The organism is Pyrococcus yayanosii CH1, from assembly GCF_000215995.1.
Taxonomy (GTDB): Archaea; Methanobacteriota_B; Thermococci; order Thermococcales; family Thermococcaceae; genus Pyrococcus; species Pyrococcus yayanosii.
The window spans coordinates 1,638,921-1,663,212 of record NC_015680.1 but is presented as its reverse complement, the minus strand read 5'-3'; the positions used below and the strand labels follow the sequence as shown (position 1 = coordinate 1,663,212).

At 53.7% G+C, this 24,292-nt stretch carries 30 protein-coding genes and 2 tRNA genes; 6 read left to right on the top strand and 26 right to left on the bottom strand.

Annotated features, from left to right (window positions below):
• The first annotated feature begins 27 nt into the window (after positions 1–27).
• The gene (locus tag PYCH_RS09135) at positions 28–393 is read left to right on the top strand and encodes a Mov34/MPN/PAD-1 family protein (RefSeq protein WP_013906575.1); all 366 of its coding nucleotides are present in this window, start codon (positions 28–30) and stop codon (positions 391–393) included.
• On the opposite strand, the gene PYCH_RS09130 is transcribed toward PYCH_RS09135, so the two are convergent.
• From PYCH_RS09130 to PYCH_RS09700, 4 genes are read right to left on the bottom strand one after another with little or no spacing between them, the layout of a single operon-like run.
• Positions 390–962, bottom strand: coding sequence for an ASCH domain-containing protein (locus PYCH_RS09130; RefSeq protein WP_013906574.1), 573 nt, complete (start codon positions 960–962; stop codon positions 390–392). The two genes, PYCH_RS09135 and PYCH_RS09130, sit on opposite strands and share 4 nt — an antisense overlap.
• The gene (locus PYCH_RS09125; RefSeq protein WP_013906573.1) at positions 949–1,299 is read right to left on the bottom strand and encodes an ASCH domain-containing protein; all 351 of its coding nucleotides are present in this window, start codon (positions 1,297–1,299) and stop codon (positions 949–951) included. Before PYCH_RS09125 ends, PYCH_RS09130 begins: the two co-directional genes overlap by 14 nt.
• A 30-nt stretch (positions 1,300–1,329) precedes the next feature.
• Positions 1,330–2,526: an A24 family peptidase C-terminal domain-containing protein gene (locus tag PYCH_RS09120; RefSeq protein ID WP_013906572.1), complete on the bottom strand. Its 1,197-nt coding sequence runs from the start codon at positions 2,524–2,526 to the stop codon at positions 1,330–1,332.
• 9 nt (positions 2,527–2,535) lie between these two features.
• Entirely contained in the window at positions 2,536–2,700 is a 165-nt protein-coding gene (locus tag PYCH_RS09700) for a class III signal peptide-containing protein (protein ID WP_013906571.1), read from the bottom strand.
• A gap of 73 nt (positions 2,701–2,773) precedes the next feature.
• Between PYCH_RS09700 and PYCH_RS09115 the strand changes: the two genes are divergently transcribed.
• Positions 2,774–3,445, top strand: a complete 672-nt coding sequence (locus PYCH_RS09115; RefSeq protein WP_013906570.1) for a Kae1-associated kinase Bud32 — start codon at positions 2,774–2,776, stop codon at positions 3,443–3,445.
• Here the strand turns inward: PYCH_RS09115 and PYCH_RS10325 are convergent.
• From PYCH_RS10325 to PYCH_RS09095, 4 genes are all read right to left on the bottom strand, one after another.
• Positions 3,442–4,725: a methyl-accepting chemotaxis protein gene (locus tag PYCH_RS10325; RefSeq protein ID WP_013906569.1), complete on the bottom strand. Its 1,284-nt coding sequence runs from the start codon at positions 4,723–4,725 to the stop codon at positions 3,442–3,444. The two genes, PYCH_RS09115 and PYCH_RS10325, sit on opposite strands and share 4 nt — an antisense overlap.
• A 70-nt stretch (positions 4,726–4,795) precedes the next feature.
• Positions 4,796–6,490: a MutS family DNA mismatch repair protein gene (locus PYCH_RS09105; RefSeq protein WP_013906568.1), complete on the bottom strand. Its 1,695-nt coding sequence runs from the start codon at positions 6,488–6,490 to the stop codon at positions 4,796–4,798.
• A gap of 23 nt (positions 6,491–6,513) precedes the next feature.
• Positions 6,514–7,338, bottom strand: coding sequence for a translation initiation factor eIF-2B alpha/beta/delta subunit family protein (locus tag PYCH_RS09100; protein WP_048058418.1), 825 nt, complete (start codon positions 7,336–7,338; stop codon positions 6,514–6,516).
• Positions 7,339–7,375: 37 nt separating this feature from the next.
• Complete coding sequence (locus PYCH_RS09095) at positions 7,376–8,131, bottom strand: molybdopterin-binding protein (protein WP_013906566.1); 756 nt, start codon at positions 8,129–8,131, stop codon at positions 7,376–7,378.
• Positions 8,132–8,294: 163 nt separating this feature from the next.
• On the opposite strand from PYCH_RS09095, the gene PYCH_RS09090 reads away from it, so the two are divergent.
• The gene (locus tag PYCH_RS09090; protein WP_013906565.1) at positions 8,295–9,671 is read left to right on the top strand and encodes an alpha-amylase; all 1,377 of its coding nucleotides are present in this window, start codon (positions 8,295–8,297) and stop codon (positions 9,669–9,671) included.
• Positions 9,672–9,717: 46 nt separating this feature from the next.
• Here PYCH_RS09090 and PYCH_RS09085 read toward each other — a convergent pair whose 3' ends face one another.
• Positions 9,718–11,835: an alpha-amylase family glycosyl hydrolase gene (locus tag PYCH_RS09085; RefSeq protein ID WP_013906564.1), complete on the bottom strand. Its 2,118-nt coding sequence runs from the start codon at positions 11,833–11,835 to the stop codon at positions 9,718–9,720.
• Positions 11,836–11,932: 97 nt separating this feature from the next.
• On the opposite strand from PYCH_RS09085, the gene PYCH_RS09080 reads away from it, so the two are divergent.
• The gene (locus tag PYCH_RS09080) at positions 11,933–12,706 is read left to right on the top strand and encodes an alpha/beta hydrolase (protein ID WP_013906563.1); all 774 of its coding nucleotides are present in this window, start codon (positions 11,933–11,935) and stop codon (positions 12,704–12,706) included.
• Positions 12,707–12,937: 231 nt separating this feature from the next.
• Positions 12,938–13,123 (top strand): zinc ribbon domain-containing protein, encoded by a 186-nt coding sequence (locus tag PYCH_RS09915; protein ID WP_148236238.1) that lies wholly within the window; start codon positions 12,938–12,940, stop codon positions 13,121–13,123.
• Positions 13,124–13,182: 59 nt separating this feature from the next.
• Here the strand turns inward: PYCH_RS09915 and PYCH_RS09075 are convergent, their stop codons facing one another.
• From PYCH_RS09075 to PYCH_RS09055, 5 genes are all read right to left on the bottom strand, one after another.
• Positions 13,183–14,202, bottom strand: a complete 1,020-nt coding sequence (locus PYCH_RS09075) for an adenylosuccinate synthetase (protein WP_013906562.1) — start codon at positions 14,200–14,202, stop codon at positions 13,183–13,185.
• 63 nt (positions 14,203–14,265) lie between these two features.
• A complete protein-coding gene (locus PYCH_RS09070; RefSeq protein ID WP_013906561.1) occupies positions 14,266–15,288 on the bottom strand; it encodes an L-threonylcarbamoyladenylate synthase in 1,023 nt (340 codons plus the stop codon).
• A 39-nt stretch (positions 15,289–15,327) separates the two neighbouring features.
• Positions 15,328–16,350, bottom strand: a complete 1,023-nt coding sequence (locus PYCH_RS09065; protein ID WP_013906560.1) for a glycosyltransferase family 4 protein — start codon at positions 16,348–16,350, stop codon at positions 15,328–15,330.
• Between the two features lie 11 nt (positions 16,351–16,361).
• Entirely contained in the window at positions 16,362–16,760 is a 399-nt protein-coding gene (gene tsaA, locus PYCH_RS09060; RefSeq protein WP_013906559.1) for a tRNA (N6-threonylcarbamoyladenosine(37)-N6)-methyltransferase TrmO, read from the bottom strand.
• A gap of 23 nt (positions 16,761–16,783) precedes the next feature.
• Positions 16,784–18,058, bottom strand: a complete 1,275-nt coding sequence (locus tag PYCH_RS09055; protein ID WP_048058314.1) for an adenosylhomocysteinase — start codon at positions 18,056–18,058, stop codon at positions 16,784–16,786.
• 89 nt (positions 18,059–18,147) lie between these two features.
• Here PYCH_RS09055 and PYCH_RS09695 point away from each other — a divergent pair, with 89 nt between their 5' ends.
• On the top strand, positions 18,148–18,732 hold the full coding sequence (locus PYCH_RS09695) for a cyclase family protein (RefSeq protein ID WP_013906557.1): 585 nt from the start codon (positions 18,148–18,150) through the stop codon (positions 18,730–18,732).
• On the opposite strand, the gene PYCH_RS09040 is transcribed toward PYCH_RS09695, so the two are convergent.
• The 12 genes from PYCH_RS09040 to PYCH_RS08985 form a co-directional block, all read right to left on the bottom strand.
• Positions 18,711–18,788 (bottom strand) — tRNA-Arg (locus PYCH_RS09040). The two genes, PYCH_RS09695 and PYCH_RS09040, sit on opposite strands and share 22 nt — an antisense overlap.
• Before the next feature lie 68 nt (positions 18,789–18,856).
• Positions 18,857–18,934: transfer RNA gene (locus PYCH_RS09035), tRNA-Gly, on the bottom strand.
• Between the two features lie 48 nt (positions 18,935–18,982).
• Positions 18,983–19,705, bottom strand: coding sequence for a tRNA-binding protein (locus PYCH_RS09030; RefSeq protein ID WP_048058311.1), 723 nt, complete (start codon positions 19,703–19,705; stop codon positions 18,983–18,985).
• On the bottom strand, positions 19,653–20,774 hold the full coding sequence (locus PYCH_RS09025) for a hypothetical protein (RefSeq protein WP_013906555.1): 1,122 nt from the start codon (positions 20,772–20,774) through the stop codon (positions 19,653–19,655). Before PYCH_RS09025 ends, PYCH_RS09030 begins: the two co-directional genes overlap by 53 nt.
• Positions 20,771–21,106 carry a hypothetical protein gene (locus PYCH_RS09020; RefSeq protein ID WP_013906554.1) on the bottom strand — a complete coding sequence of 112 codons (336 nt, stop codon included), beginning with the start codon at positions 21,104–21,106 and terminating at the stop codon, positions 20,771–20,773. The genes PYCH_RS09025 and PYCH_RS09020 overlap by 4 nt, the downstream gene beginning before the upstream one ends.
• 41 nt (positions 21,107–21,147) lie before the next feature.
• On the bottom strand, positions 21,148–22,140 hold the full coding sequence (locus tag PYCH_RS09015) for a DHH family phosphoesterase (RefSeq protein WP_013906553.1): 993 nt from the start codon (positions 22,138–22,140) through the stop codon (positions 21,148–21,150).
• Complete coding sequence (locus PYCH_RS09010) at positions 22,137–22,451, bottom strand: DUF3194 domain-containing protein (RefSeq protein ID WP_013906552.1); 315 nt, start codon at positions 22,449–22,451, stop codon at positions 22,137–22,139. The genes PYCH_RS09015 and PYCH_RS09010 overlap by 4 nt, the downstream gene beginning before the upstream one ends.
• A 22-nt stretch (positions 22,452–22,473) precedes the next feature.
• Positions 22,474–22,824: a prefoldin subunit beta gene (locus PYCH_RS09005; RefSeq protein ID WP_013906551.1), complete on the bottom strand. Its 351-nt coding sequence runs from the start codon at positions 22,822–22,824 to the stop codon at positions 22,474–22,476.
• 72 nt (positions 22,825–22,896) lie between these two features.
• The gene (gene pcc1 / locus PYCH_RS09000; protein WP_013906550.1) at positions 22,897–23,145 is read right to left on the bottom strand and encodes a KEOPS complex subunit Pcc1; all 249 of its coding nucleotides are present in this window, start codon (positions 23,143–23,145) and stop codon (positions 22,897–22,899) included.
• Positions 23,126–23,782, bottom strand: coding sequence for a ribosomal biogenesis protein (locus PYCH_RS08995; RefSeq protein ID WP_013906549.1), 657 nt, complete (start codon positions 23,780–23,782; stop codon positions 23,126–23,128). Before PYCH_RS08995 ends, pcc1 begins: the two co-directional genes overlap by 20 nt.
• Positions 23,783–23,834: 52 nt before the next feature.
• Entirely contained in the window at positions 23,835–23,984 is a 150-nt protein-coding gene (locus PYCH_RS08990) for a DNA-directed RNA polymerase subunit P (protein WP_013906548.1), read from the bottom strand.
• A gap of 11 nt (positions 23,985–23,995) precedes the next feature.
• Entirely contained in the window at positions 23,996–24,253 is a 258-nt protein-coding gene (locus tag PYCH_RS08985) for a 50S ribosomal protein L37ae (RefSeq protein ID WP_013906547.1), read from the bottom strand.
• Positions 24,254–24,292: the final 39 nt, after the last annotated feature.

Sequence of the window (24,292 nt, the reverse complement as noted above, 5' to 3'; positions counted from 1 at the left end):
TATAAAGTTTAATCTCGAAAAAAATCCATGCGAATTAAAATTCGAAAGGAGCTCCTTGAGTACCTCCTAGAGCTTGCTAGGGGCTTTCATCCAAACGAATTTGCAGGCTTCCTTCGGGAGAATAACGGAGTCTTCGAAGAGGTCCTCATAGTTCCCAAGGGTTACTTCGGCAGGAACTCGGTGTTCTTCGACCCCTGGTTACTTCCCCCCGACGAGAGCATAAAGGGCACGGTTCACTCCCATCCGATACCTAACGCGGAGCCCTCCAAGGCGGACCTGGGGTTCTTCTCCAAGTTCGGTGGCGTTCACGTGATAATAGCGTTCCCTTACACCGAGGAGGACGTAAAGGCATATGGGAGCGACGGGAAGGAGCTAGAAGTAGAGGTCGTCTAAATCTTGGGCTCCATAAGACCCCTCTTCTTGAGTTCCTCATAGGCCTTTCTGAGGACCTCTCTTATCTTATACCTCTTGTTGAGACCTCCGAGCTTCATGGCGGCCTTCCTAAGGCTACCCTCCCTGAGAAACAGCTTCAGTAGGGCAACCTCCTCGAAGGACAAGTTTTCAAGATGCCTCAAGGCCATTTCCGCTATCTCTATGGGGTTGTTGCCCTCGTATGGGAAATCCGCGGAGAGTATCGGCTTGTCTAGCTTCTTGACAAGCTCGAACTCAATTATCGTGGCGGGGGAATCAGGTCTAACGAACTTATAGTGCTCCCTGAGGGCCTGAATAAGCTCCTCCCTGCTCGAGAATCCATCCTTTCTCGCGTCCTCATCAGTGAGCTCGGCAACGGGCTTCGTCTCCACCCTCGTTATCCTCGCCTTCCCGAGAACGTAGCCCCCAGCGTGTATAAGAACCTCCTCGCCGGGCCTTAGGTTGACCTTCCTACCAAGTCTTATGGTGGCCCTCTTCCGTCCAGCCAGTATGTCCTCCTTGTAGCGGCCGTCGAACTTAAGGTTCTTCATCCCTCTCCCTCCCCAACAGCCTGAACCTTATGGCGATGACACCGTAGCGGTTCTCCTTCCACCTGGGATAGAGATTGTGAAATCTTCTGAGGGCCCTCTCGAAGCTTGGTCTGTCGGGAAATATCTTGTCTATGGGCTCCTCTCTGAGAACCTGCCGAAAGGTCTCGTAGAGCTTAACCGATATGACCTCGGCGGGTATCTCGTCGTTGAAGATTATCTTGTCGCCTCTCTTCATCCCCCTAAGTTGTGGGTACGCGACCCTAACCTCTATCCGCTTCTTCCCGCTCCTCACCATCTCGAGGTACTCGTCCTTCAGGTAAAGCCTGTACACCTTCATCGTCTTCAGCTACGGGTCTTTATTAAAAATCTATGCCCCCACAACCTTCAGCATAAGCCACCAGAGGACGTCCCCAAAGAAGGCTGAGATCAGGAAGCCGAGGAAGAGAGCGGGGGCAAAGGGCATGGCCTTCCTGACGAGGAACTCGTTTTCCAAGCGCCCCTCGGCCACGAGCCTCTTGAGCTCTTCAATCTGCTCTCTCGTGAGCCCTTCGACTGTTGGTGATGCTATGATTCTGCCCTCGGGCCCCTTGAGAACCCTCGGATCCGCTATGGCCTTCTTCAGCTTCGAGAAGAAGTCCTCCCTGTCCCGGACTATTCCCTCGGATGTTTCTATTATGGCCTCGCCGAGCACGTCCCACTCCCTCAGCTCCTCCACCCTCTTCTTCTCCACGAGCACCTCTGTCCTAAGAACCTTCACGGCCGAGAAGAGTACCTTTACGGCGTAGAGGATTAGGAGCATTCTCCCGAAGACAAAGAGGTAGGCTGGTCCCACGAGGTATACCAGAACCGCTAAGGATGCGAGGCCGAGAACGTCCCCCACGAGCCGGAACTTCCCGAGGATTGCTAAGATGAGCACCATCCCTATCCACCTGAGGAGGGAGGGAACGGAGATTCTAAGCCCTACTGTGAGGAACAGGAAAAGTCCTAAGGCGAAGTTTATCCAGAGGGCTATCTCCACGGTAAACCTTGCACCCTCCCTGAAAACCGCCAGAAGCCTCCCGAACTTTCCCCTAATGATTAGTACCCCGAGGGCGTAGATTAGAATAAAGGGGAAAATGGCTATCAGACCGTCGAAGAATATCGAGAGAGCGTTGAGGGGATATAGGGTAGCATAGGGGGCGGCATATTGAGCTGAAGGGGGTGCGTAGGGGAGTATCGCTGAATAGGCCCCTAATATGAGGACATCCCCACTTGCCCATCCGCCTGTATAGTAGAGGAGTGCCCCAAGTCCGAGTCCAACGAGGAGCCCTATAAGGCCGGAGAGGGCGTGGATAGAATTCCCCGTCTTGATACTCTCATAGGCGTAGTAGAGGATTGCAAGCTCGACGATCGGTATGTACGGGCCCTTAACTTCGTATTCGCATCCTCTCCTCCGGCACCAGATCTTTGAGAGAAGGGAGAACGTTGGGAAGAACTGCTCCTCATAGATAAACCCGCTCCTTAGGTCCGTGTAGGAGGTGAAAAGACCCACAATAACCCCGAGGAGAAGGGGGACCATTTCCATGGTTTCACCTCACAGGTTCTCCAGTATCTCCCTCCTGACTTGCTCTGCCACTTCCTTAACGTTCGAATTGATTTCCCTTACGCTGTAGCTCACAACCCTCACCACGACGGCCACGAGCACGAGGGTGGCCGCGAGGAGCATGAGGTACTCAAGTGCTGTCTGGGCCCTCTTCATTTCTCATCACATATTATCCTTGGGGCCGTAAAGATATAAGGATTTTGTGCTTCCAAGACTTTGGGGATCGAACATGAGGCTGATTAAACAGGGGGCTGAGGCGAAGATATACGTTGCAGACTTCGCTGAGCTGTACTTCCCCTTTCCGGGAAAAGTCATCGTGAAGCACAGGATTCCAAAGCGCTATCGCATACCCGAGATAGACATCAAGCTGAGGAAAGAGAGGACGGTGAGAGAGGCCAAAATACTGCACAAGGCTAAGGCCCTCGGCGTTAACGTTCCTTACGTTTACGAGGTCGACACGAAGAACATGATTCTCGTTATGGAGTTCATAGAAGGCGAGAGGCTTAAGGAGCTTCTTGAGAGGATTCCGATGGAAGAGAGGCTCGAGCTATGCCGGGAAATAGGAAGGCAGGTGGGCAAACTCCACGAAGGAGGCATAGTCCACGGCGATCTCACGACGTCGAACATGATACTCAGGGAGGGGAGGGTTTATCTAATCGACTTCGGCCTTGCCGACTTCGACGACACCCTCGAGGCCCAGGGCGTTGACCTGCACCTGCTTAAGAGGGCCATGGAGAGCACCCATTACACATGGTTCGAGAAGGGCTTCGAGGCTGTTCTGGAGGGCTATGCCGAGGTCAGGGGAGAAGAAAAAGCTGGAGAGGTTAAGAGGAAGATAAAAGAGATAGAGCTTAGGGGCAGGTACAGGGAGAGGAGCTGGACTACTGGGAGGGAATATTAAGTTTTTACTTGTTCTTCGTGTTCTTTCGAAAGCTTAAAGACACTTATGGTTTCCATGAGGATGTCTACAAGCTTATCGAATTTCCTCATGCTCTCCCTGACCTCGCTCAGGGCCGAAGTCTGCTGCTCTGCAGCAGCACTAACTTGTTCCGCGGCGGCCGTCGTCTCTTCCGCCGAAGCCGCTAAGTTTTCGAGGAACCTCAGGCCCTCCTCTATCTTCTCGCCCTCCTGGATAACTTTCTCCTTGAGCTCGGCTGCCTTAGCCTCCATCTCGGTCATCATCTCGGCAATCTGCGTTAGGTAGGCTACGCTCTCCCTTATGACCTCCGTGGACGTTCCGACAACCTCGGCGCCCTGCTGGGTGACCTCAACGCTTTCCTGTATCCTGCTCCCAATCTGCTTTATTAGGTCCCTTATATCCTCAGCCGCCTTCTTACTCTCCTCCGCAAGCTTCCTTATCTCATCGGCAACGACAGCGAAGCCCTTTCCTGCCTCACCTGCCCTTGCTGCCTCTATGGCGGCGTTTAATGCCAAAAGATTCGTCTGCTCGGCTATGCTGCTTATGACGTTGGTTATGTTCTCTATGCTCTTGCCCATCTCAGCAACGCCGCGGACGGTCTCCTCTATCTTCGCCATCATGTTCTTTATTTCCTCTATTTGAGCGAGAGCTTCCCTTCCCTTGTCACCGCCCTCCTTTGCAAGGGAGGCCATCTCCCTCATAGAGGCCTCGAACTCCTCCATCGTGGACGCGGTTTCCTTGCTTATTTCGTCTATGTATCGCATCGTCTCCGTCATCTGATTGATATTTTCCTGCTCCCTTTGAGCCTCTATGCTGACCTGGTTTATGGCTTCGGCAACCTGGTTTATCGCATCGGCTATCTGCTCTATGTTTTCTCTGATTATTTTTGTCTGATTGCTGACGTCTGTAGCGGCGTTCTTTATGTTCAGCACAAGCTCACTGAGCCTCTTCCTCATCTTCTCTATGGCTTCCCTAATCCCCGCGAGCTCCCCACTTATCTCGGTGTCCTCGATGCTGAGATCCCCTTCGGCTATCCTTTCGAGTATCTCCTCAATCTCCCTGACTCTCTGCTCTATGCGTCTCTTGTACTCCTCGATGTCCCCTCCCCTAACCTCCTTTGGACTCTCCTTAAGGTTTATGTAGGCCGCTATTCCAACGCCCACGAGTCCGCCTATGGCCGCCACTGTAACGTTACCTATAGCTGCCGGCACGAGCGTCAATATGAAAGGTATCGCGGGTGTAGTTACCGAAACTCTCACCATTCACACCACCTCATCCTATAACCTTGGTAACAATATGTATATCTTTTTTGTGTAGGTGTTTATGTATATTTCATCTGAATCTCCGTAGTATTCGCTCGAAGACCTTCCTCTCCTCCCCCCTGCTTGTTCTAACGAGCCTCTCAACTATGAGCTCCGGAGTGCTTTTTCCTATCTGTCCGAACTTGGGTTGTCTATCCACGATAAGATTTAGGTTCTCGTCCAGTCCGCTCGCTTCTATTCCGTCCACGCGGGCAAATGGAAGCTCCCTCTTGAGGTTCTCCCCCAAGTGAGAAACTATGACGACGTAGAAGCCTTTCTCCTGTGCTATCCTTAGGAGCTCGGCGATTATTTTCACAGCCGCCCCCGGCTCCGTTATGGCCTCGAACTCGTCTATAAGTATCAGCTTCCTGCCACTTCCCTTTAGGGCCTTTACGAATCCCTTCAGCGCCGTCTCAAAGGCTCCCGCCCCGTAGCTTGACCTCTTCCTTCTGAAGAAGAAGAGCTCCCCTAAGGGTTCCACCCAGGCATTTCTCGCGGGCACCGGCAGGCCCATGTGGGCCAGTATTACCACCTGGGTCATCAGCTCCAGCAGGGATGTCTTTCCGCCGCTGTTGGCTCCGGTGAGTATGAGGACGTTGGCCTCCATAACGCCCTCGAACGGCTTTCTGGCCTTTCCAACGAAGTAGCTCACGGGCTGGGGGTTCTCTATGAAGAGGTGCCTCCCCTCAACGAAGCCCACGCCTCCCTCCACGATCTCCGGGAACGTGAACCCCTCCGAGAACTCTTTCACGGCCCGGAGGAACTCCAGCTCTTCGGCCCTCTCAATATCCCGCCTGAGTCTCGGAAGTAGGGGAAGAATCCTCTCGATGATCCTCCGGCTCTCCAGGTAGAGTTCAAGCTTCAGCTCCCTTTCCAGGGCCTCCCGCAGGGCCTCGATCTTTTCAGAGGGAACCTCTATCGGATATCCCGCATCCCTTGGGAAGAGTTCCGCGTCGATGCCCAACCTCTCTGAGAGCCTCTTCTCAGCTCTCCTTATCTCCTCAAGGATTTCCTCGCTGAGCCCCGAGAATCTTGCGAGGAGATCGTCTATGTCCCCTTCCTTCAGGCTCTTCAAGAATTCAATGAGCTCCTTACCGCTGAGCGTGAGTTGAAACTTCTCGAGTCTCCTTTCAATTGCCTCGTTAAGCCGTCTCTCCTCCTCAGCAACAAGCTCGTCTAGGGTCTCGACAAGCTTAAGTTTCTCCATAATGGGTTCAATTCTCTCCAACTCCCTTAAGATTTGGCCGGCAACGCTCCCCTCGCCTGTCAGCTTACCTATCCTGTCTAAGGCTTTTAAGGTGTCTCTGTTCTCCCAGAGGGGTAGCACATAGAGCTCCGGAGCCACGTGGTGAGGTTTGAGCTCGACGTCGATTCCCAAGCCTACCGTGCTGAGGACGAGAGGATAGTCGAGGGGCTCCGTGGAGACCTCGCAGAGCCCGAGCTCCTCGGCCTTCTCAACCTCGTCTTCCTCCACAATGAGAACGCGGTCGTGGAGGAATTCCTTCCTGAACCTTATGGGCCTAACAATTTTCAACAGTTCCCCCAAGCCCGGTTTTATCTTCGAGAAGCCTTCTCTCAGATAGGCCTGCCTCCTTAGAATCTCCTCCCTCCTCGATATAAGCCTAAATTCCTCCAGGAACCTTAGGGCTCCGTTCATCCTAATCCTTCGCCGGAGCTCATTGAGGATGGCCCTGTGAATATCCCTAGCGTCTGCCCTAAGCTTCATCGGGTGATGGTGTTCGGGAGGCTTTAAACGTCCTTCGGTTGGACGAGGATACCGAGCTCGGTAACTATACCCCGGATGTACTTCCAGGGCGTAACGTCGAAGAGGACATTCCTGACGAGTCGGCCACCCCTCACGAGTGGCCTCTCTAGGAGTTCAACTTCCTCAGCCCTAGCCTCAGGGTGCAGCTTAAAGGTCTCGGCCGCGACGTAGAAGGGAACTCCCTGCTCATGGCAAGTCAGGGCTAGGAGGTATGTGCCTGCTTTGTTGATGACCGCGTCTTTTGTAACGTTGTCAGCCCCTACTATGGCCAGGGTGGCCTTCCTCGCGAATAGACCTATTTGGGCGTCGGTTATTATCTCGAAGGGGATCCCAAGAGACTCAAGTTCCTCGGCGAGGGCTAGACCCTCGTAGTCGGGGGCGCTCTCCGTAAGAATGACCCTGAAGCGTTTTCCCTTTCCCTTGGCGGCCTTAAATATCTCCAGGACCGTTGAGGAGAAGGAGTGAGTTATGATAACTTCCCCATCGTCTATCAACTCGCTTCCTATGTTCCCTATCTCCCTCTTAGCCTCCTCTGCGAGCCTTATGAACTCCTCCGCCCTTGCCCTTACAAGGGAAGCATCTCCAGTTATCGGGACGAAGCGGACGAGATTGTACAGGGACGCCATCGTTGGGTTTACGCCTATTATCTCCCTCCTTATTTCCTTCAGGGCCTTCCTGAGTTCCTCGCCGCTCAACAACTGAGCGAGCTTTACGTAGGCTTCGGCTCCCCTTTTTGCCAGGTAGCTCGCGCCTCTTATCTGCTCGGCCCTCATCTCTTCGATTATAGAGCGAACCTCGGGAGGAAGCATGCTACAGAATTCCCTCCACCCCTTTATCACTCTTTCGCTATAGCTCCTCGAAGCGGACACCCTTGGCCTCCATGAAGGCCTTTGCCCGTTCAATCTCCTCCTCGTCCTCGGCAAAGATTATTATTCCGATGAACTTCCCGAAGCCCTTGGGCGAGGAGTGGATCCTTACGGAGAAGCGTTCGAGGGCCTCCTTCAAAATAGGGGCGAGCTTGCTTTCGTCGGTTATCTCCGCCAAGAACTTCTTCTGAATGAACTTCCTCTTCCCGAGCCTTGAAAGAACTTCCCTTTCGAGCATCGCCTTCATCTCGCGGGGCATTCCTGGCAGGACGAATATCTTAACGCCCTCATGCTCAATGAAGGCTCCGAGAGCTGCTCCTTCCGTGTTCTCCAGAGGCTCGGCCCCTTCTGGAAGGTAGGACATCTTTCTCCTGCCTTCGTTTAGGTTAGGGTCGTCTATGTGGCCTTCTCTGTAAAGCTTCTCGTAGAAGGCCTTAATCTTCTCAAGGCAGGGCTCACAGAGGATGAGCTTTCTGTTCAATGCTTCGGCAACGGCCAGCATCGTAACATCGTCATGCGTCGGCCCCAGGCCGCCGGAAATTATTAGCACCTCGGGCTTTCTCGCGAGAGCCTCCCTGACGGCGGTCTTTATTTCCTCTACATCATCCCCGACCGTCGTTATCCTCCTTACCCAGTAGCCTCTTTCCGTGAGCTTTTTGGCTATGAAGGCGGAGTTGCTGTCCACGGTGTTGCCCGTCAGCAGCTCATCACCAATTGTTAGTATCTCGGCGAACATGGATATTCATCCCCCGAATTTTACCTGTTTGTGGCTTAATAACGGCTTTGGTCGGGGTTCCCTTGTCGATGAACAATCACGTTCTTTAGTGTCCAATAGTGGAAAAACTTAAATACTTCACCAACGGTGATACATCATGGTTAACATCGCATGGGGTGACCCCATGCCAGGAAATAAAACTATTGCAACCTTCGCAATACTCCTGGTTTTTCTAAGCCTGCTGACAGTCCCAGTGAGCGCAGAAACCCTCGAAAACGGCGGCGTTATACTTCAGGCCTTCTACTGGGACGTTCCAACGGGCGGAATCTGGTGGGACACGATAAGGGCTAAGATACCTGAATGGGCAGAGGTAGGCATAGCCGCTATCTGGCTTCCGCCACCCAGCAAGGGTATGGGCGGTGCATATTCGATGGGCTACGACCCGTACGACTACTTTGACCTAGGTGAATACTACCAGAAGGGGACCGTGGAGACTCGCTTTGGCTCGAAGAGTGAACTCATAGCCCTCATAAACACGGCCCATGCCTATGGGATTAAGGTCATAGCAGACGTCGTCATAAACCACCGCGCTGGCGGGGATCTCGAGTGGAACCCCTTCGTCAATGACTACACTTGGACCGATTTCTCCAAGGTGGCCTCCGGTAAATACACCGCCTGCTACCTTGACTTCCACCCCAATGATGTCAGCTATGCAGACGAGGGAACCTTCGGCGGCTTCCCGGACATAGACCACGACAAGGAGTGGAACCAATACTGGCTCTGGAAGAGCAACGAGAGCTACGCCGCCTACCTGAGGAGCGTAGGATTCGATGCTTGGCGCTTTGACTACGTTAAAGGCTACCCGGCGTGGGTTGTCAAGGATTGGTTGGACACGTGGGGTGGCTGGGCGGTCGGTGAGTACTGGGACACCAACGTCGATGCTCTCCTCAATTGGGCCTACGCTAGCGGTGCCAAGGTCTTCGACTTCCCTCTCTACTATAAGATGGACGAGGCTTTTGACAACTATAACATCCCGGCCCTCGTGGAGGCTATACTCAACGGCCAAACGGTTGTTTCGCGTGACCCATTCAAGGCCGTGACCTTCGTGGCAAACCACGACACTGACATAATCTGGAATAAGTACCCGGCTTACGCCTTCATCTTGACGTATGAAGGTCAGCCAGTGATATTCTACAGGGACTTCGAGGAGTGGCTTAACAAAGACAAGCTGATAAATCTCATCTGGATACATGATCATCTCACCGGTGGGAGCACGACCTTTGTATACTACGACAGCGATGAGCTCATCTTCGTCAGAAACGGGTATGGGGACAAGCCGGGCCTCATAACTTACATAAACCTGTCGAATAGCTGGGTTGGAAGGTGGATTTACGTTCCAAAGTTTGCCGGAGCATGCATCCATGAGTACACGGGTAACTTAGGCGGCTGGGTGGACAAATACGTCGATTACAGCGGCTGGGTCTACCTCGAGGCTCCACCTTACGATCCGGCCAACGGCTACTATGGCTACTCAATATGGAGCTACTGCGGGGTTGGTTGATTCCTGATTCTTAATTTTCTTCTTTTTGCACCCGAAATAAAAGAAATCATGAGTGGCCTCTTCTTAGGAGCAGGAGGAGAAGAGCGGTAGCAACCACCGCAAGGCCAGCGTAGGTAAAGGGGTTCAAACCTCCAGTTAATGCATCTCTAGGTGGCTCGGAGCTTAAGATGACGGTTGAGCCTGCCCTACCATAGAGGGTGATGTTGAGGGCCTCAAGCTCGTCCCAGGGCAGGCCGCGATAGAGCTGAACCGAGAATATAGTGCCGTTGGGAAGTGGCGCCACCGTGAAGTAATAGCCCGTGCTCGATTTTATGAGTGGTCTCGGTTCGGCTAGCTCAGGAATATTGCCCTTTATCCAGAGGAAGCCAGTTAAGTTACTTCCGTTGACCACGAGTAGAGCTGGAATATCATTCCCTGAGTAATAGCGCAGCTTCATTGTGTTGCTTCTCTTCCCGTTCGCCTCGACGTAGACCGGAACCCAGGTTTCGGAGGTCTCCAGCTCGGGAACTTCTACGAGTATCTTGTCGTTGCTCCAGGAGAGAACCTTTGCCCTCTTGCCGCCGATATAGACGTGGCCATCATTCCCAAAGCCAGCACCAGCTATTAGAACCTTCTGGCCCGGTTGAGCGACGTAGGGTGTGAGCGAACCTATCAATGGTTCTTTCTGCTCGCCCTCTACGTGGAAAACGTAGAAGCTGTTTCGGGGGAGGGTCAAGATGGCCTTTCCGTCCTTGACCTCCATAACGGCCCCGTAGAGGACGTCAGTGTAAGAACCGTCCTCCCAGTCTAGGGTTAGCGTCAGGTTCTTCTCCTGTCCTTTATTCATGACAACAAGGATCCTATGAGCACCAAAGGTTCTCTCAAAGGCCCAGACGTTGTAGTCGGCATAGAGCGTCCTGAAGTCACCGAAAGCTAAAGCGTCATTAATCTTTCTGAGCGCGGCGAGGGTTCTAATTATCCGTGCCGCCTCGGTGGTATTGTCGAAGACCATCATAGGTCTGTTGTACGGGTCCCCCTTTCCGTCCCTGCTCACCAGATAGCTCTCATCGCCATAGTAGATTACAGGAATCCCCGGAAGGGTCATAATTAGGGCTAGTGCCATGTGGTAGCGTTCTTTGTTTTTACTTTCGTTGAGGAAGCGGACCATGTCGTGGCTGTTGAGGAAGTTGACCTGCTTGTCGGGGTGGACAAAGCGGAAGTAGTATTCCTCCAGCTCAGCCGCGAGATTTTTCAGACTCCCACCGTAGGCGAAGACTCTCACAATATCGTTTCTTATCGGAATGCTCAGCAGCGATGAGACGTTTGAGTAGCGGTAGAATTCGTAGAGGTCGTCCGTCTTTTCAGGGTTAGGCAGATAGTATTCGCCATATATGAAGAGCGGCTCCTCAGCACGGCCGTAGAGATACAGGTAGAAGCTCTCGAGCCAGCCCAGCTCCATGTGCCTGATGGCGTCGATTCTAAAGCCGCAGACGCCAGCCTTTATAAATAGTTCTGCCCCCTCCTTCAGGTAGGAGTCTACCCAAGGGTTGAGCTGGTTGAAGTCGGCCAGACCAAAGAGGTTGGCGTACTTGAGCTGAAAGCCGAACCAGTCGTATATGTTCCCGTTATGGTGGTATATCAGCTCCCTGCTGCCTGTGTAAGGGTTCACCGTCGCATTTTTGGCGTCGTAGTAGTAGGTTGTAATCAGAGTTCCGTTGTCGTAGAGGGAGCCGAACTCACCTTCCGTCGCCGGGTTGGAGTGGTTAGGGACGTAGTCGACGATTATACAGATGCCACGCTTTTTCGCTTCCTCGACGAGCTGCCTGAAGGTTTCCCAGGTTCCAAAGTGCTCCTCGATGCTCTTGAAATCTCGGGGCCAGTAGCCGTGGTAGGGAGCGCTACCGCTGGCCATCCTGTTTATGTTATCGTTCACCGGAGAAAGCCATATCATTGAGACGCCCAGGCTCTCGATGTACTCGAGCTTCTCAATTATGCCCTCTAAATCACCGCCCCAATAGAGCCGGTAGTTGGTGTGCGTCGGATCGTAGAAGGGCCCATTGTTGCTCTCGTTTCCGTCGTAGAAGCGGTCGACCATTATCTGATATATGACGCCCCTCTCGGGGACGTTATAGGCCCCGACCGGGGGGAGGATAAGCATTAGGATAAGGACCACAGCGATCCTCATGGTATCACCGGTGGTGATAGGTTTGGCTCCTATAAATGTTCTCCCCTCCGACAACGTTTTATCCCGTTTTGTTCAGACTTTCACAGGTGTAATGTGGATGATATACAGGGTAAAATTTGGAACCCCTGAGAGGGGATGGGTGATTCTTGTCCACGGCCTCGGGGAGCACAGCGGCAGGTACGGGAAGCTTATCAGGATGCTCATCGAGGCAGGCTTCGCCGTTTACACCTTTGACTGGCCTGGCCACGGCCGGAGTTCCGGGAAGAGGGGACATACAAGTGTCGAGGAGGCTATGGAGATAATAGACGGCATTATAGACGAGATTAGAGAAAAGCCGTTTCTCTTTGGTCACAGCCTCGGTGGACTGACTGTGATAAGGTACGCCGAGACGAGACCAGACAACATACAGGGTGTGATCGCTTCATCGCCCGCCCTAGCTAAGAGCCCGAAGACGCCCTCCTTTTTCGTGATTCTCGCGAAGATTTTGGGTAGGATATCGCCTAAGATAACCCTCTCCAACGGCATAGATCCAAAGCTGTTATCGAGGAACCCTGAGGCCGTCGAGAGATACGTGAAGGACCCTCTTGTGCATGACAAAATTTCGGCCAAGCTAGGAAAGAGCATATTCGAGAATATGGAGCTGGCCCACATTGAGGCTGAGAGGATAAAGGTTCCAATTCTGCTCCTCGTGGGCACGAATGACGTCATAACCCCTCCTGAGGGTGCGAGGAGACTCTTTGAGGAGCTTAAGGTTAAAGACAAGACGCTGAAAGAGTTTGAAGGAGCCTATCACGAGATATTTGAGGATCCAGAGTGGGGGGAGGAGGTCCACAAGGTCATCATCGAGTGGATAAAGAGACACGCGGGTTGAAAGCACTCTTTGGAAGCGATTGATCCCCTGCTCCGGTTATTCGCTACTTTTGGCAGGGGTGAAACTTCCGTGCTACTCGTAGTGGATAACCTTCCCTTGGAGGGCTTACCATACTAAGTGACGGACGAGCAGATTGCGGAGAACGGGAAAAATTCTCGCTGGAGGATATCGCGAAGCTGAACGGAGAGATTCACACAAAACCTTTATACATAATTTAGTCAAATTGAACCGGTGGTCATCGTGGAGAGAAGACACCTCAAGTGTCCCCTGTGCGGCGGAACAAGCTTCAGGGTGGAGGAGGGAAAGCTAGACAGCAAATGGGGGTTCACTGCCCACAAGGTGAAGATAGTGATTTGCGAAAACTGCGGCTACGTGATGTTGTTCTACAAGGGAAGGACCATTTGGGACTTCGATTAGTGGAAGCGAGGATCGTTCGAAGCTGAAGCATCTAAAAAGGAAAGTTTATAGTGGAGAGCCTAAATGTTCTCTCTCAGGTCTATTATGTGCTCAAGCTCGGGACCCGTCTTGATGAATCCAACGGGAACACCGACGCGCTCCTCAATCTCCTCGATGAACTCCTTCGCCCTCCTCGGGAGCTTATCGTAGTCTGTGACGCCGAAGGCTTCTTTATCGTACTTATCTAGCATCGTCACGGCGAGCATCGTGGCGCCGTTAATCCTTGCGGAGTAGCGTGCCATTTCAAAGTCGAACCAACCTACCCTCCTCCTTCTGCCGGTAACGGTTCCATACTCGATGAGACCCATCCTCTCGGCTTCCTCGGGCGGCATCTCAGTGGGAAATGGACCAGCACCAACCCTCGTCGGGAAGCTCTTGAAAACGACTATAACCTCATCGACCCTCGTAGGGCCTATCCCGACATCGCTCGCTATGGCTGAAGCGGTGGTGTCCTTCGAGGTAACGTATGGGTATGTGCCGTAGTAGAGGCTCAGTCCAAAGCCCTGCGTTCCTTCAACGAGAACCAGGGCTCCTTCGTCAAGGGCATCGTTGACCTCGGCGGCAACGTCAGTTAAATAGGGAGCCAGCTCCTTCACTTCCTTCGCCTGCTTTGCCCTTCTCATAACCCTGTCAGCATTGGCCGGACCGCAGCCTGAACCGGTAGTCCCTATCTTCCCGTGCAGATGGCCATTAGTTCTATCGAGCTCCTTGTGCCTTGGTTCTATTATGGTGCAGCGATAATCTATCCCAACTCTCTCGGCGACGTTGAAGTCCTTTAGGTGCTCGAGCTCGTAGAAGAAGACTTCGGGGTCTACGAGGACGCCAGCGCCGACCAGAAGCCTTGCATCTCTCTGCATGAAGCCAGTTGGGAGCTGTCTTACGGCGTACTTCTTGCCGTTTATAAAAACGCTGTGTCCGGCGTTCGTTCCGACACCGCCTCTGGCTATTATCTCAGGCTTATCTTTCAGGGCAAGGTAAGCGATTATCGAGCCCTTACCCTCGTCCCCCCACTGTCCTCCAACGACTATAACGCTTGGCATGGTCCTTACCCATAGCTGAGTCAGTTCCCCCTTTAAAACGGTTGCGGCTTTACATTTTCATGTTCACACCCTAATTATCTTGTAACCCGCCGCCTTCCTGAGTCTGTTCATGACGGCCAACCCAAGTCCCTTCTCTTCGACGCCTTCGGCAACTATCACGTCAACCCCCCTCTTGTCCATCTCCCTTAACGCCCTGAACAAGTTCCTCGCAACCTCCTCGACGGTTTCTCCTAGGTGGTAGAACTCGTCCGCACCGTAGCTCTCCCTTCCAATAACTCCCACCCTAAGACCCTTTCTCTTAAGTTCCTCGACGACCTCAGCAATTTTTGCCTCGACTCTCTCCCTGGAACCCTCTACAACTATCACTTCCGCCCTCGGTGCATAGTGCCTATACTTCATACCGGGAGCCTTTGCAACGTCAGTTTTCTTTCCAAATACGGCCGGATGAATCCTGACTTTTCCTATAACGGCCTCGATATCCTCAAGGGGCAGGCCGCCGGGCCTGAGGAGCACTGGCGGCCGCTCCGTCAGGTCTATGACCGTGGATTCTACTCCTATCCTTGTCTCTCCACCATCAACGATGCACTCTATCTTGCCATATAAGTCCTCCGCCACATGCTCCGCCGTCGTGGGACTTGGACGGCCGCTTATGTTTGCTGAGGGGGCGGCTATCGGCTTTCCGCTGAGCCTTATAAGGGCAAGGGCTATCTCGTGGGCTGGCATTCTCACGGCAACTGCGTCAAGGCCACCCGTCGTAACCCTCGGGACGTTTTCGGCCTTTAGTAGGACGAGGGTGAGAGGACCGGGCCAGAACCTTTCGGCCAGCAGCTTGGCCTCCTTCGGTATCTCCTGGGCGAGCTCCTTCAGTTGCTCGAAGTCAGCTATGTGGACTATGAGGGGATTATCCGCGGGTCTATTCTTGGCCTCGAATATCCTCCTCACGGCCCTTTCGTTCAGGGCGTCGGCACCGAGGCCGTAGACGGTCTCCGTGGGGAACGCTACCAGCTTTCCCTCCCTTATTAGCCTCGCCGCAACCATCAACTTTCTCTTATCCAAACCACGCCTCATGTTGATGACTATGGTCATTTTCTCACCCCTTGCCATCAATGTGGACCGGGTATAAAATTATCCTCGTCCGGCGACTTCCTCATAGACTTTCTCCACCTTCCTGCAAATTGCCTCCCACGAGTATTTTCTGGCAATTCTTTGTCCAGTAACGCCCATCTTTTTGTTATCCTTCGGTTCGAGGAGTTTCCTGAGGGCCTCGGTGGCCTCATCAACGTCCTTGAATGTTAGCCCGTTCTTTCCTTCCCTTATGAGCTCCTTTATTCCTCCCACCTCCCTGCCGAGAACTGGAACATTGAAGGAGTTTGCCTCAAGTATCACGAGACCGAATCCTTCCCTCTGGGAGGGTAGCACGAGGGCTTTTGCCCTTTCGAGTATTGTCGCGACGTTATCCATGTAGCCGAGGAACCTGACATTTATGGGGGCCAATTCCTTGAGCTTTCCCATTAGAGGTCCATGTCCAACGACCCAGAACTCCTCCTCAGGAAAGCGCCTCGCGAGCTCTATGAAGTCTTTCACACCCTTGTACTTGGCCAGTCTACCGATGAATATCACGGCTTCTCCCCTTTCCCGGTTTCCCTTCGTGTCAACGCCGTTGGGTATTACCCTTATGCCCTTGGCCCCCAGCGAGATCGCCCTTTTGGCAAGGTAATGGCTGACCGCTATGACGGCATCCGCCTCCAAGAGGCTCCTTCTGACGAAATAATTGCCGAGGGGAAGCTCGGACATGTGGTCAAGGTCACTACCATGCGCCGTGACAACGAGAGGAAGGCCCGTTCTCTCCTTGGCCAACACACCGGCAAAGCTCGTCGTCCCGACGTAGTGGGCGTGAACAACGTCGAAATTAAATCTCTCGTGCAGTCTAACTATCTTCCTTGATGCCAAGAGGGCGAAAGAGGTTCCTCTGAGGCCGAAGGTTCCCGGCACTCTGACTTGATGGACAAAGGGCTCCAACGTCTTCACGGGTCCGTAGGTAAGGACGTGAACCTCGTGCCTTTCCCTCAAATGTTCAGCGAGAGCCTTCACATGCTTGGCGACGCCACCCCTGTGGGGGGGATAATGGCCCACCAGGAGCACTCTCATGTTTCCTCCCCTTATCCTTCTGGGTCTTCTGGGCAGTCTAGGTGGGGCACGAATATCTTGATGTCCACTATCGGCGTCCCATCGTAGGCATCTATGTCCTCTACAAAAATCCTTGTTCCTTCAATACGTCGTATCCTGACGGTGTAAAGGGCGAGCGGATTTGGCCTAACTGGTGAGCGTGTCGCGAAAACTCCTCTGAGCGGGTTGCTCGGATCCCCGCGCGGATGGACCTTCAGCGTTCTTCTCTTCTCAGGCGTGTCACTCTTGTGGAACCAGAGGATGAGCTTTATCCAGTCGCCCTCGCGCAGGCTGTTGAGGCCCTCCGCGAACTCGGGCCTTATCTCAAGCCACGTTCTGTTCCCCTTCCTCACAACTCCTATGGGGACGAGCTTGAAGGGCTCGAAATCCATTGAAATCACCAAAAAATGGAAAGTCAGGTGCCGTGCTCCCAGCTCTCCAAATACCTCTTCTGCTCCTCCGTGAGCTCTTCAATTTCTATGCCCATTGCCCTGAGCTTAATGCGGGCCACCATCTCGTCTATCTCCCTCGGCAGAGTGTAGACCTTCGGCTCGAGCCGCTCGTGGTTCTCCTTTATGTACTCGGCGGCCTTCGCCTGAAGGGCGAAGCTCATGTCCATTATCTCCGCTGGATGGCCGTCTGCAGCGGCGAGATTAACTAACCTGCCCTCCGCTAGGAGGTAGAGCCTTCTACCATCCGCCAGCCTGTATTCAGTTATGTTCGGCCTCGGTTGGCTTATCTCGACCGCCAGGGCCTCAAGGTCGGGCTTGCTTATCTCGACGTCGAAGTGGCCGGCGTTGGCGAGGATGACCCCATCCTTCATGACCTCGAAGTGTTCCCTCCTAATGCAGTTTATATTTCCGGTGGCCGTGATGAATATGTCTCCAATCTTTGCCGCCTCGCGCATGGGCATCACAAGGAAGCCGTCCATCCTTGCCTCTAACGCTCTAATCGGATCAACCTCAACGACTATCACCGTCGCCCCGAGACCTCTGGCGCGCATGGCAATTCCCCTACCGCACCAGCCGTAACCTACGACGACAACGTTCTTGCCGGCAATGAGCAGGTTGGTGGTTCTTATTATTCCATCCCAAGTTGACTGACCGGTTCCATAGCGGTTATCGAAGAGGTACTTGGTGTAGGCGTCGTTCACGGCTATGACTGGGAACCTCAGAACACCGTCCCTCTCCATGGCGCGGAGCCTTATGACGCCCGTCGTAGTTTCCTCGCTGGCGCCCCAGATTTCGTCAATGAGCTCCTGCCTCTCCCTATGAACCACGCTTACCATGTCGGCACCGTCGTCGATGATTATGTTTGGGCCGATGTCGAGTGCCCTGTGCATGTTCTCGTAGTACTCCTCCCTGGTTTCGCCCCTTATGGCGTAGACCTTGATGCCTGCCTCTGCCAAGGCCGCCACAACGTCGTCCTGTGTTGACAGGGGGTTGCTTGCCGCGGCCGAAACCTCAGCTCCAGCCGCCTTAAGGGTCAACAGGAGAAAGGCCGTCTTCATCTCGAGATGGAGCGTCGCCGCTATCTTCACGCCCTTGAAGGGTTTCCTCCTCTCGAAGTCCTCCCTTATCGCCCTCAGGACGGGCATGAAGCGGGAGACCCAGTCTATCTTCTTCCAGCCCTCCGGAGCCAGCGATATGTCCTTGACGCAGTAGTCCTTGGTGCAGTCTACCACGAGCATCACCAGAAGGTATTTGGTAGAGGGAATAAAAAGGCATTGATGAGGGCAAGAATTTTATCCATAAAACCTTGCAAGTAGTTGGTGAACCCATGATAATCGATCTCTCGATGCCGCTTGGAAAGAACACTCCTGTCTATCCTGGCGATCCTCCCGTTGAAGTAATGGCTTGGGCCTCCATCGAGCGGAACGGCTACTACATGAACGCCCTCAGGCTCGGGGAGCACAGTGGGACTCACGTGGATGCACCTGTCCACTTCGTCCCTAGAGGGCCGACGATAGAGGAGATACCTCTCGAGAGGTTCATCGGGAAGGGGATCGTGATAGACGTTAGGATGGGTAAGGGGAGGGTGGAGCCAGGGGAGCTTCCGAGTGCAGGGCTGGAGGGTGTGATAGTTCTCCTCCTGACGGGGGGAAGGGAGTTATCTCCCGAGGCGGCCGAGAAGCTCGTTGCCCTTGGCGTCAAGGCCGTTGGAACGGACGGGATTAGCATCGGGGACGAGGATGTCCATAGAATCCTTCTGGGGGCGGGAATTCCGGTGTTTGAAAACCTCATAAATTTGGAACTTCTCTTGGGGAAGGAGTTCACCTTCATAGGCCTTCCGCTTAGGATAGAGAAGGGCTCGGGAAGCCCCGTGAGGGCGGTTGCCGTTGTTGGCGCCCCGGCGGGGATTTGAACCCCGGACCTCGAGGTCCGCAGCCTCGCGCCCTATCCAGACTAGGCCACCGGGGCACCCATCCCTCCCTCGATTGGTGCCCTTAAAAGCTTTTTCTTGGGATGAAGGTTGGGAAGAAAAATTGTGGTGCGGTGGCCGGGATTTGAACCCGGGTCTCCACCTTGGCAGGGTGGCGTCCTAGACCAGGCTAGACTACCACCGCACGGGCCGTTATTTGGTGTGTGGAGATGGGTTTATAAGGTTTTCGCCACTATCCTTTGAGGAAGGCCTCCACAAGGTTCCGGGTCTCGTTAAGCGCTTCTAAGGGGATTCCCTTTGGAAGGCCTCCTATCTCTCCTTTCACGTCCTTGAGAACTCCGTCTCCAGTTCCGAGGAACATGCCCTCACTAACTATTCCAAAGAAGCTTCTTGGTGGAAGAAGCGCCACGGCCACCCTGTTGCCCTCTTTAACTGTAAGATCGTTCGTCACGACGGTTACGGCTCTTTCACCTATGTTCACGTTCGTCACGAGTAGTCTGTCGGCCCTCGGATGCTTAGAAACGCTCATAACCTCTCCGACGACTATATCCACGGCCACGACGGGGTCGTTTATCTTTCCAAGCTTGAGCCTTCTCTCAAGGCCAAGTATCGTGTTGAGGAAGAACTTTATCTTGGCGACAGCTTCTTCGACCTTCTCCCTGTCCTTGCCAGCAGCCTCAAGAAATTTCCTGTGCCATTCCTCGCCGCCTAAGGCCTCGATTATCCCCCTGGCCTTTTCCCTAAGGGCATCCATTTGGGGAGTCTCTACGAGCTCCGCCGGATTAAGATAGCTGTAGCGGAGGGCCTGCAGGTCAGGGAGCATCTCCTTAGCGAGCTGGATTGCCCTCTTCTTGTCCCAATTACCCCTAAACTTGGCCCCCTCGATGGTCTTCAAGAATAACTCAACGCTTTTCTCCGCCACCAGAAGTCTGTAGTCCTTGCTCGTGTCCCACATGTTCCTCACCACCTAGCTCCTCAAGCTTCCTCAGGAGCCTCCTCTTCACGAGCTCATTCTTAATTCCTTCGGCCATGTTAAGGGCCTTTCCGATGTCCCCCCTCTTGGCGTAGGCTAGGGCTATCCGTGAGAGGAGCCTGTCCACCTTCTCCCTGTCCTTCAGCAGACCCGTTAAGGTGAGGGCCTCCTCCAGAGCACCGAGCTTCAGGAACTTGTAGGCCACCCTCTCTATTTCAGTCTCATCAGGCCTGACTTTGTAGAGGAGCATGGCGTCATAGGCATCCTCAAGGACTGCCACGGCCAGATCAGACCTGTTATGGAGGAAGAGCCAGTAGGCTATCTCGAGGAGGGCCCCTATCCTGTCCTTCGGCTCTAGGTACCTCACGCCCAGGATTGCCCTGTCTATATCTCCCATCTCCAGGAGCTTAACGATTTGGACGTTCTTTTCCTTTAGCACGCCCTCCACAAAGGCTATCTTCTCCTCGATGACCTTCGCCCTCATCCTCATGTTGAATTCCATGTAAAGGTCCCTTGCCAACGAATACATCTCGAGAGCCTTCTCGTTAGAAGTCTCGTCCCCGGCGGACACAATTAGACCAGCCAGCCTTATGGCCGTTGAGACAAGCTCGGAGTAGGGGCCCCTGCTCCTTAACAGGGTCAGCACGGCCTTCTCAAAGAACCTAAGGGCTTCGCTCGGGGGCTCGGCTAAGGCTAAGTAGTAGCCAATATAACCAAGGGCCAGGGCCCTCCAGGGCAGGTAATTTATCCGGTTAGCGAGGGTCTCGGCGTCGGAAAACGCCTTGTCGCCAAGCCTCACCTTTCCGACCCAATAGGCGGTGTAGCCTATGAGGGAGAGGGCCCTGACTATTTCCACTTCCCCCCTTATGCCTTTGAGAGCCTCAAACATCCTCGATATGGTGAGCTCTATTGTTTCGTCGTCCTCTATCCTCTTGGCGATGAAGGAGTATGCCCTAAGCTTCGAGAAGGGGTCCCTTATTCCCTCCGCTATTTTGAGGGCGAGCTTAGTGTTGCCTTGGCGAAGGGCCTCACGGATGCTCTCGAATGTCATGGGGCACGCCTCTTAACCCTCCTATCCCACTCCTCAAGCATGACCTCAAGGGCAAGGAGGTTCGTGAGCTTTAACCTAACCACCTTCCTCTCGTAGTCTATGCCCTCCTTAAAATCGTTCAATAGCTCGAAGACCTTCTCGGCCTCGCCCCTGGGAAGGGTCCTTCCGTAGAACTCCTCCTTACACTCAGGGCACTTAAAGACGAAGTCCTCGAGGGTCTTCAGGAAGGTCTCCCTGTCCTTGAGGAGCTCCCTGAAGTTTGGTAGGATAAGCATCTGTTCTATGAGGGTCTCCCACTTGAGGGGCCTCCCGCATACGGGACACTTCGCCATGGCACGCACCTTGAAAAACTCCCCTTCAGGCGGCTAAAAACTTAGCGATTGGTTGCGCTCTTTAGGAACTTCTGAACTTCCTTTACGAGGAACTTCATGGCCTCGTCGAGGTTCCCCTTTCCGTTGGCACCGGCCGCGCCGGCGTGTCCCCCACCGGAACCCTCTATTATGGGTCCGACCTTCTCCATGAGCTTTCCGAGGTGCAGTCCCATCCTTACGAGATGCTCCTTGGCCCTCGCCGATATCCTGACGCCGTCCTTCTCGCTCCCGACTATGGCCACGTCAGCTCCTAGCTGGAGGAAAACCTTACAGACCAGGGCCTCATAGGCGGAGACCTTTGACGTGACTATCACGAACCTCCGGAACTTATGAATCTCCATCCTCTGGCAGGCCTTCAGTATCGCCATCCTCTTGGAGGAGTCTATGTTCTCGTCGCTCACGGGTGCGATGAGGGCGTATATCTCCCCCATAGGGATATCATAGAGGGAGAGTATCTCCCCAACGGTCCTGAAGGTTTTAGAGTTCGCGTACCTGAAGTTGGCCGTGTCCGAGGTTATTCCAGCTAGCAGAACTCTCGCGGAGAGCTCATCGTGGAACCGGAACTTCTTAAAGAGCTCCCAAACTATTTCGGCGGTTGAGGTCCTTGAGGAGTCCACGACCCTTACCTCGGCCCTTATGGGCATATCCTTCTCGACGTGGTGGTCTATAACGACGACCTTTGCACCCTCGGGCAGGATAACGGGCTCCAGCTGTTCGAGGGACGAAGTATCGAAAACGAACACTACGTTCTCTTCCACATGAGGGTTTCTAACTATCTCAATATCCGATAGGGAAAGGAGCCTCTTGGCGTAGCTGGCCACGCTCTGGGCGACGCCTATTCTAACCCGCTCGAACCCGAGCCATCTGAGAAGCCGAGAAAAGGCTATGGCAGAGCCCAGGGAGTCGGGATCAGCGTTGTGGTGACAGAGGAGGAGCATTGACGTGTCCCGGGGCAAGTCAAGGAGAAACCTTTTGAGCTTCCTCTCCCCCTTCATTCAACCATCCCCGACTTACCGGCGAGCTCCCTGAGCCTTCTTTCCACGGCCTCATAGGCCTTGTCGAGGGCTTCTTCTATTACCCTCTCAACGTCCACCTTGACGAATATCGGAATCTCCAGATAAACCTCCAGCTCTAAGTCGAGGGTATCCTCCCTGTTTATCCTCGCGGTTACCTCCAAGTCCTTCACGTCGCTTTTGTTAAGGTATTCAAAGATGTGGTCGATTATAACCCTCTGGGCGATGTCCCCTATCTCGATAAGATCCTCCTCACTGAGCTCCGGCAGGCCTATGTGGATGACCTTTTTCATGCCGACCACCAAAAAATTAGAATCAGCCGGCGGCCGGCCTAAGGGCGGCCTGTATCTTCTGTGTCAGCTCCTTAATCTTCTCGTTCACTTTCTGTTCCTGCCTGTTTAGGGCGTTCAGGCGGACCTCTAAAGTTTCTACCTTTTCTTTCAGCTCCTCCACGGCCTTGCTCTTCTCTGTTTTCACGATGAGGGTTCCGATGGTCTTGTAGATCACCGCATCGTCGGGAAGCTTTTCAATTTCCTCAAGGGCCTTCTTTGCCTCGGTGAGCTCGGCCTGGATTCTCTGCTTCTGCTGGATCACGAGCTGGAGCTGTTGCTGGTAGCTCTCGAGCTGTCCCAACATGGCTTGGACCTGGGGCGGAACGTTCTGCATGACAACACCTCCGTAATCGTGATGCCGGGTTAGAATAAGGACCCTCATTTAAGAACCTTATGGAGGAGCCGTTCAAATCTCAACAGCATCTATTGCGACCTTTATCCAGCGGAGGTAGGAATTGAGGGTTCCTCTCAGGGCCGAGCTGTCATCAGCTCTCAGCTCTATTACGATTCTCCTCCCATCCAGCCGAAATTCAATCTCGCTCCTCCTGTAAGGAACCGTCAGGTGCTCGTAGAGGACGGCCTGGTAAACGACCTTTGCAACGTCTTCGCTCGGAAACTCGAGAACGAGCCGGCCCTCAATCTTCCTCGGCTTCACAGCCCTTCCCTCGCGGCCTCACCTTTATACCAAAGGCCTCCTTGTAGTCCCATCTTCTCCCGTCCTCCATTATCCATATCTTGACGCTTATGAGCGGTCCGACCGGCCTCTCCTTCGTAACGTCAAGGCGGTAGAAGTTTATCGCCATTCCTCTCGGATGCCTCTCGATAACGCCTAAGACGTCTGTGTTGTATCTATCCGCAATTGCCATAAGGCTCTTCTCTCCGCGGGGCACGAACTTCCCATTGGTCAGCTCGGCGAAGACTTGGGCGAAGGCTATGTGGTCAAGGCCAACGCGCTTGGCCGTAGTTACCACGAGCGGCATCTCTTCCCTTATTGGGTTGAGGCCTTTGAAGCCGATTTCCCTCTGAAGCTTTATGCCGTGTAGGTAAAGGTAGCCGAGGTAGCCCCAGTCGTCGGGGGAGACCTTGATGAACGTCATCTTCAGGGGATTGCCCTTCCAGACGTTGATTATTAGCAATCTTTCGTAGCCCCTGTCGTAGGCCTCCATGAGGAGGTCTTGGATGGTCTTCTTACCGCGCGTTACGTAGAGGGAGTTAGGGAAAACCCTCTCTAAGTCATGGCCAAAGCTCCTTGTCCTCCTGGTGGGCCTATGGGACGTCGTTATGAGCATCATGCTTGCTCCCTTGGAGAATAGCGGCGGGAAGTTAAAAATGTTTGCCAGAGAATCAGATTGCCTTTACCCTTCTGGCAACCTTCGGCCTCGGCTTGTAGAGGATTTTGCTCCCGCAGTAAGGACAACGGAGGTCCCTGGTTATGGATAGATCGAGCTTGACTTCACGGCCGCACTTGGCGCACCTGTAGACGGCTTCAACCATCGAGACCACCGTCACTCAGAGCTCGTAACCCTCTTGGCGACCTTACCTGCTGGAGTGACGGGCAGGTATGCACCGCCCGCAAAAGTTGCCCCGCACTTCTGGCACTGCCATATTCCCGTGCTTATCCTCTTGACGGCGTTCCTGCCGCACACCGGGCAGGTGTGCTTCTGCCTCATCTTGGCCTCAACAGCGGCAACTCTCCTCCTTATCTTAAGACCATACCTTGCCCCAAACCTTCCGGCTGAACCGACCTTCTTAGTTCCGCTCATGAGCATCACCCCTGAGCCGCGAGCTGAAGGGTTTAGCCT

What these genes read in the sequence shown, in the direction of transcription:
- tsaA (WP_013906559.1), bottom strand. Translation starts at nt 16,760, where the DNA reads ATGGATTTCGAGCCCTTCAAGCTCGTCCCCATAGGAGTTGTGAGGAAG.
- PYCH_RS09080 (WP_013906563.1), top strand. Translation starts at nt 11,933, where the DNA reads ATGATATACAGGGTAAAATTTGGAACCCCTGAGAGGGGATGGGTGATT.
- PYCH_RS09065 (WP_013906560.1), bottom strand. Translation starts at nt 16,350, where the DNA reads ATGAGAGTGCTCCTGGTGGGCCATTATCCCCCCCACAGGGGTGGCGTC.
- PYCH_RS09130 (WP_013906574.1), bottom strand. Translation starts at nt 962, where the DNA reads ATGAAGAACCTTAAGTTCGACGGCCGCTACAAGGAGGACATACTGGCT.
- PYCH_RS09030 (WP_048058311.1), bottom strand. Translation starts at nt 19,705, where the DNA reads ATGTGGGACACGAGCAAGGACTACAGACTTCTGGTGGCGGAGAAAAGC.
- PYCH_RS09015 (WP_013906553.1), bottom strand. Translation starts at nt 22,140, where the DNA reads ATGAAGGGGGAGAGGAAGCTCAAAAGGTTTCTCCTTGACTTGCCCCGG.
- PYCH_RS08995 (WP_013906549.1), bottom strand. Translation starts at nt 23,782, where the DNA reads ATGATGCTCATAACGACGTCCCATAGGCCCACCAGGAGGACAAGGAGC.
- PYCH_RS09020 (WP_013906554.1), bottom strand. Translation starts at nt 21,106, where the DNA reads ATGGCGAAGTGTCCCGTATGCGGGAGGCCCCTCAAGTGGGAGACCCTC.
- PYCH_RS09135 (WP_013906575.1), top strand. Translation starts at nt 28, where the DNA reads ATGCGAATTAAAATTCGAAAGGAGCTCCTTGAGTACCTCCTAGAGCTT.
- PYCH_RS09700 (WP_013906571.1), bottom strand. Translation starts at nt 2,700, where the DNA reads ATGAAGAGGGCCCAGACAGCACTTGAGTACCTCATGCTCCTCGCGGCC.
- PYCH_RS09005 (WP_013906551.1), bottom strand. Translation starts at nt 22,824, where the DNA reads ATGCAGAACGTTCCGCCCCAGGTCCAAGCCATGTTGGGACAGCTCGAG.
- PYCH_RS09025 (WP_013906555.1), bottom strand. Translation starts at nt 20,774, where the DNA reads ATGACATTCGAGAGCATCCGTGAGGCCCTTCGCCAAGGCAACACTAAG.
- PYCH_RS08990 (WP_013906548.1), bottom strand. Translation starts at nt 23,984, where the DNA reads ATGGTTGAAGCCGTCTACAGGTGCGCCAAGTGCGGCCGTGAAGTCAAG.
- PYCH_RS09115 (WP_013906570.1), top strand. Translation starts at nt 2,774, where the DNA reads ATGAGGCTGATTAAACAGGGGGCTGAGGCGAAGATATACGTTGCAGAC.
- PYCH_RS09055 (WP_048058314.1), bottom strand. Translation starts at nt 18,058, where the DNA reads ATGCTCGTGGTAGACTGCACCAAGGACTACTGCGTCAAGGACATATCG.
- PYCH_RS09100 (WP_048058418.1), bottom strand. Translation starts at nt 7,338, where the DNA reads ATGCTTCCTCCCGAGGTTCGCTCTATAATCGAAGAGATGAGGGCCGAG.
- PYCH_RS09095 (WP_013906566.1), bottom strand. Translation starts at nt 8,131, where the DNA reads ATGTTCGCCGAGATACTAACAATTGGTGATGAGCTGCTGACGGGCAAC.
- PYCH_RS08985 (WP_013906547.1), bottom strand. Translation starts at nt 24,253, where the DNA reads ATGAGCGGAACTAAGAAGGTCGGTTCAGCCGGAAGGTTTGGGGCAAGG.
- PYCH_RS09090 (WP_013906565.1), top strand. Translation starts at nt 8,295, where the DNA reads ATGCCAGGAAATAAAACTATTGCAACCTTCGCAATACTCCTGGTTTTT.
- PYCH_RS09105 (WP_013906568.1), bottom strand. Translation starts at nt 6,490, where the DNA reads ATGAAGCTTAGGGCAGACGCTAGGGATATTCACAGGGCCATCCTCAAT.
- PYCH_RS10325 (WP_013906569.1), bottom strand. Translation starts at nt 4,725, where the DNA reads ATGGTGAGAGTTTCGGTAACTACACCCGCGATACCTTTCATATTGACG.
- PYCH_RS09695 (WP_013906557.1), top strand. Translation starts at nt 18,148, where the DNA reads ATGATAATCGATCTCTCGATGCCGCTTGGAAAGAACACTCCTGTCTAT.
- PYCH_RS09010 (WP_013906552.1), bottom strand. Translation starts at nt 22,451, where the DNA reads ATGAAAAAGGTCATCCACATAGGCCTGCCGGAGCTCAGTGAGGAGGAT.
- PYCH_RS09085 (WP_013906564.1), bottom strand. Translation starts at nt 11,835, where the DNA reads ATGAGGATCGCTGTGGTCCTTATCCTAATGCTTATCCTCCCCCCGGTC.
- PYCH_RS09125 (WP_013906573.1), bottom strand. Translation starts at nt 1,299, where the DNA reads ATGAAGGTGTACAGGCTTTACCTGAAGGACGAGTACCTCGAGATGGTG.
- PYCH_RS09120 (WP_013906572.1), bottom strand. Translation starts at nt 2,526, where the DNA reads ATGGAAATGGTCCCCCTTCTCCTCGGGGTTATTGTGGGTCTTTTCACC.
- PYCH_RS09075 (WP_013906562.1), bottom strand. Translation starts at nt 14,202, where the DNA reads ATGCCAAGCGTTATAGTCGTTGGAGGACAGTGGGGGGACGAGGGTAAG.
- PYCH_RS09070 (WP_013906561.1), bottom strand. Translation starts at nt 15,288, where the DNA reads ATGACCATAGTCATCAACATGAGGCGTGGTTTGGATAAGAGAAAGTTG.